Source organism: Salinimicrobium oceani, from assembly GCF_012037645.1.
In genome coordinates this window covers 1-625 of sequence record NZ_JAAVJR010000207.1, presented here as the reverse complement: position 1 = coordinate 625, position 625 = coordinate 1, and the positions used below count along the sequence as shown (strand labels likewise).

General features: G+C 45.3%; 1 pseudogene. It reads right to left on the bottom strand.

The window, feature by feature from the left end:
- Positions 1–625: pseudogene (locus HC175_RS16295) on the bottom strand (quinol:cytochrome C oxidoreductase); the annotation flags it as partial.

Below are 625 nucleotides of genomic sequence, written 5' to 3'. Positions count from 1 at the left end.
AAGAAAGATTTCTCGCAGCCGAAGCATCATCGAAAGAACCGGTTACTGCTCCTTCAGGTGCAGAACCCTCTGCAGAGGATCCTGCTACCGCAGAAGTTCCTCCGGGTGCAGTTCCTTCAAAAATCCCGTCGTGTAAGGCATCGATCCATGAAGTAGAACCCATGGAACCCTCCCAGGTTTGTCTCAGGTAATCTGAATATGAGGTATTGTTATCTGACCATCTTAAAAGCACATCCTGAAACTGGCTTGTATCAAATAATGGTCTAATAGTAGGCTGCATTAAACCAAATTTGCTACCGGTGAACTGAACATCCCCCCAGCTTTCAAGATAATGGGGCGTTGCAGCAACATAATCGCAAAGCAATGCGGTTTCATCCTTTTTCATGGAGAAAGCCACCTTTAGATCTACATTTTTAAGACCTTCTACAAATTCATTTGCAAAAGGAAGACTATAAGCAGGATTAACTCCGGCTACAAGAATAGCTCCCACCTGTCCGGCATTCATATCGGCTACCAATTGCTTCACTGCTGCCGAATTTCCCTGTCTCAGCATTCTTGGATTTGCAGTATCCATTACCCGGCTACCAAGAGCTTCATTTATCGACAGGACAAGTGCCTGCGCATT